Origin of the sequence: Synechococcus sp. R55.7 (assembly GCF_047461955.1) — a bacterium.
Taxonomy (GTDB): Bacteria; Cyanobacteriota; Cyanobacteriia; order Thermostichales; family Thermostichaceae; genus Thermostichus.
Map to the genome: position 1 here is coordinate 1 of NZ_JANSIC010000011.1, position 4,285 is coordinate 4,285.

Annotated in this window: 3 protein-coding genes; 2 read left to right on the forward strand and 1 reads right to left on the reverse strand. The window is 61.3% G+C overall.

Annotated elements, in window-relative coordinates; all coding sequences use genetic code 11:
• A partial coding sequence (locus tag NW820_RS01325) for a Holliday junction DNA helicase RuvB C-terminal domain-containing protein (RefSeq protein ID WP_414406477.1) occupies nucleotides 1-486 on the forward strand: 486 nt, incomplete at its 5' end.
• A gap of 52 nt (nucleotides 487-538) precedes the next feature.
• On the opposite strand, the gene NW820_RS01330 is transcribed toward NW820_RS01325, so the two are convergent.
• Nucleotides 539-3,232 (reverse strand): phycobilisome rod-core linker polypeptide, encoded by a 2,694-nt coding sequence (locus tag NW820_RS01330; protein WP_414406478.1) that lies wholly within the window; start codon nucleotides 3,230-3,232, stop codon nucleotides 539-541.
• Nucleotides 3,233-3,425: 193 nt separating this feature from the next.
• On the opposite strand from NW820_RS01330, the gene NW820_RS01335 reads away from it, so the two are divergent.
• Nucleotides 3,426-4,285 (forward strand): tetratricopeptide repeat protein (locus NW820_RS01335; RefSeq protein ID WP_414406479.1); only part of this gene is annotated, 860 nt, incomplete at its 3' end.

Genomic DNA, 4,285 nt, shown 5'->3' on the forward strand with positions numbered 1-4,285 from the left:
CGGCTGCGCTTTTACGAGCCTCACGAGCTGGTGCAGATCGTGCTGCGCACGGCTCGCCTCTTAAATGTCTCCACCGATCCAGAAGGGGCTGCAGAGATCGCCCGCCGTTCTCGGGGCACGCCCCGCATTGCCAACCGCCTGTTCAAGCGGGTGCGAGATTACGCCCAGGTGCGAGGGGATGGCCACATTAGCCAAGAAGTGGCAGCAGCCGCTCTGGAGCTGTTCCAGGTGGATCCCATGGGTTTGGATTGGATCGATCGCAAGCTGCTGACGGTGCTGGTGGAGCAGTTCGGTGGAGGGCCAGTGGGCTTGGAGACGATGGCCGCGGTGACGGGTGAGGATCCCCAAACCATTGAAGAAGTGTATGAGCCTTATCTGCTGCAGATCGGCTACCTGCAGCGCACGCCCCGGGGCCGAGTGGTTACCCCTGCTGCGCTACGGCATCTGGGCTATGAAGCCCAGTCTCCTCTGCCTTTGTGGAGCTAATTTGTCTTTTCTCTCTCCCACAAAAGGAGAGAAGGGGTTGAGAGCTCCATATCTAGCTGCGGTCATTGCCCACAGGGCTGAAGCTGGGCACCACCAGCTCGCGGTTTTGCTTGGTAAGGCGACCGTACAGCTCCTGGGTGTTGGGGAAGTTGGCCGCCGGCAAGGTGGGGAAGCGGCGATAGGGCACCGTGTCTTCGCCGAAGAGATCCCGATACTCCTGGGTGTTCAGCAGGGCGCGCACAAAGGCTTTCACCCCCTGGGTGGCCAAGATCTGGTTGTACTTGCGGATCTCCTGCTGATTGAGGGGCGCACGGCCCAGAAAGTGCTTGGTGCCCAGCTCGATCACCTTGGTGTTGGGATAGGGGGCATAGAACTCGGAGCGGTACAGCTCTGAACACCCCAGCGCCTCGATGAACTCCTTGACGGTGATCTCGCCGTTGCGCAGCTTGGACTCGGCAGAGCTGAGCTCGGCGCTGATGTTGTAGATGTCCATATCCCGCTCGAAGACCTGCCGGTAGGCGGCGCGGATGAGGTTGTTGACTTTCGCTTTGTTGGCCAGGCTGGTGAGCTTGAAGACAGGGATCTCTTGGCGTACCTTGGGCACCCCCTGCTGGGCCCGCCGCTGGATTTCCAGCTCGCCGGAAGGCATATCCCGAGGCTGACCCAACTTGACAAAGAGAGGGATGTCGTCGTCGGTGCGAATGGGCTTGGTCACTGCCATGTCGGTGGAGCCGGGGCGCATCCGCCGCAGCGCCAGGCCGCCGGGGGTGAGGTAGCGCTCGTAGGGCACGATATCTTCCCCGAAGACCCGCTGGTACTCCTCGCCGTCCAAGATGGCATCCACCACCGCGTAGAACCCCTGCTTGGAGGCAATGTCAAACAGGCGGTTCATCTCTTGCCGTCCGTAGGTGGGTCGGCCCAGTAGCTTGCGGTGGATGAACTCGATGGCTTTGCAGACATACAAGCTGGACCAGTACTTGTTGCGGAAGAGATCCGACTTGGCCAGTTGGCGCACAAACTCTTTGACGGGAATTTCCCCCGACTCCAGCTTGATCTCCCAACGGGTTAGCCGTTGGCCTTCGTAGGGCATGTAACCGTACACCTGCTGGTAGCAGGCGCGGATCACCGCTTGCGTCGAGACTTCGCTGCCAACAATCCCCGCCCGCACCCCTAGCCGCCGGCTGCGATCGCCGGGAGTTTGGGTGAGCTTGAAGACTTTGGGGCCAAGGCTACCGGGATCCCCCACTGCCTTGGGATTGGTGCGCTCGTTGGTCAGGGCAAAGCCGCGCCGGATGAGGATGCGCTTGACATCCTTGTTGAAGGGAGCGGGGCGGGCGCTGAGGGAACGGGTTTCCTTGGGGAAGATGGCCCCAAATTGGATCTCCAGCGGGTCGTTGCCGGAGCCATAGGCATGCTGATCCGGCAGAGGCCGGTTGTAGCGGGCAAAGAGGGTAATGAACTGGGGCACCTTGCGGCGGGGGGCAGCGTAGGTGTAGAGGTCGAACTTGGCTCCCCAGTTGGCGCTGGTTTGGGCTTCTATCCCCAGCTTGCGCAGGTAGGGTACCGTCTCCTCGCCGAAGTAGTCCCCGTACTCGCGGCTGTCCACCAGGGCGTCCACCAGGCCGGCCAGGCCCTTGCTGGAGACGATGGAGAAGTAGGTCTGCACTTCCTCGCGGGTTTCAGGGGCCCGGCCCAGGAAGTGGCGGAAGGCCAGCTCGACAACGCGGCTGTTAATGTAAGGCTCGTAAAACTGCTTGCGGTAGAGCTCCGATTTGCCCAGGCGGCGAATGAACTCCTTCATGGAGATCTCGCCGTTTTTCACCTTCGACTCCAGGTTGGAAAGCTTGAGGCCGTAGGCGCGGCGGATGTCCCGCTCAAACACCTGCCGGTAGGCGGCCTTGATGACTTCTTCCTTCTCGGCGTTGGACAGCCCCGGCTTCATGGCAAAAACGGGAACTTTCTCGGCAGCCAAGTTGTAAACCTGGGGTAGCTGCAGCCCCTGCAGGGGCAGGCCGTCGGCGGTGCTGGCGTTGCGCTGCCGCAGCTTGTCGGAAGGGGCGGGAGCGATGAACTCGCTCAGCAAGACATCGAAGTATTGGTTGATGATGGCAACCGCTTCGGCATCTTTGCGGAAGTAGCCAGCCGCTGCCCGCTTCATCTCTTGAATGGCGACAATGGTGGCCTCGGCGGAGCAGGCGTTTTCGATGATCTCCCGCAGGCCGCGGGTGTTGACGGCGATGATACTGGGATCCCCGGCCACCAGGGCGTAGGTAACGTAGCGCAAAAACCAGCTCAGATCCCGCAGCGATTTGCGCATGTTGGCAGCTCCGTAGCGGGAGATGTTGATGGGGCGGAAATTGGGGGGAATCTCCACACCGCTGGCGCTAAAGATGTTGCGGATGGCCTCAATGAATCCGCCGGTGGATTCCACGTAGAAGGCAGTACCCAGCTTGAAGGCTTCTTTCTCGTCTTGGGTCGCTTCTGGCCGCTCCAGATAGGCCATGGGCGAGCCCCCTGTGAAGATGCGGTTGGCTGCCCGGCTGACGATGATTTCCGAATTGGCCGCAATGACCTCGGCAATCTCTAGCCGTTTCAGGCCGCTGGAGAAAAAGTCCTCGAGGCGATCCAGCTCGGTGCGTCCCAGATAGCGATCCTGCTGTTCCGCCTGGGAGATGGTCGATACAGGCACGGTTTGGTAGAGACGGGGGTTGGAAACGACTGCGCCAGCGGATACGTTGATACCCATCGATCTTTTAAACTCCGTTTTGATCGAAAAAACTGCCGACAAAGGCCGAGGACAGTGCCATCGAAGGGGGTGAAGAGGCTGACCCACGACTGGAGGAGCATCCCTCTCTGAGCTGAGAAGGATCGATGCCCGATCCCTGAGGGGGAAGCCAAGCCTAGAATACTAGGGGCACGGGCCCAGAGTGGGGAGGTTGTTGCAGTTTGTAACACTGTTTCTCATCCACAAAGACATGGCTCCCAACCCAGCTCTACCCCCCCATCTGTTGTCTTCTGCTTTTCTCCTTGAGGATTGGGAGCAGGGGCATTACGAACGCGTTACCCAGGTTTTACAGCAACAGCTCGAGCAGGGATCCCCCTCTCCAGAGCTGTATTGGGAGCTGGGAGCCGCCTATCTCCTGCTGGGTCGGGAACTGGAGGCGCAGCTGGTGTGGCAAGAGGGCTTGGCGATGCTGCAAGCGGGGGGGGTGGCCGAATCCGAGGCCGTCTACCACCTGCTGAGGAGCTTGCAGGCTTTGGCGGAAAGCCTGTGGGAGAAGGGCCATTGGCCGCAGGCAGCAGCTCTGTATCGGCAGCTTCTGGAGTTGGGGGATGGGCTTTCTGGGCTGGAGCTGTCTTCTGGCCAGGCTTTGGCTGCTCACCGCATTGGCCTGACCCAAGAGCGGAGCCGGCTGTGGGCTGCGGCAGCGGAGTGGTTTGAGCGGGCTTGCCAGCAGGATCCGACGGCGGCAGAGAGTTTTTGGCGCTGGGGCTTGGCCCTGATGAAGCTGGGCCGTTTGCGAGAGGCGATTTCCCCTCTGCAGGAGGCTGCGCGGCTGCGCCCTGAGTGGGGGGATCCCTGGGTACAGATGGGCCTGGCGTGGCTGGATCTGCAGGATCCAGTTCAGGCTGTGGGGTGTTTCCAGGCGGCTGAGGCGCGGGGCACCGGGACGGCGCAACTCTACAGCTACTGGGCGGAAGCGGAAGTGCGGTTGGCTCACCCTGAGGCGGCTTGGGAGAAGGTTTGCCGAGCGGTGGCAGCGGAACGGAATTGGGTGCAGGCGTGGTGCGAGGGCAG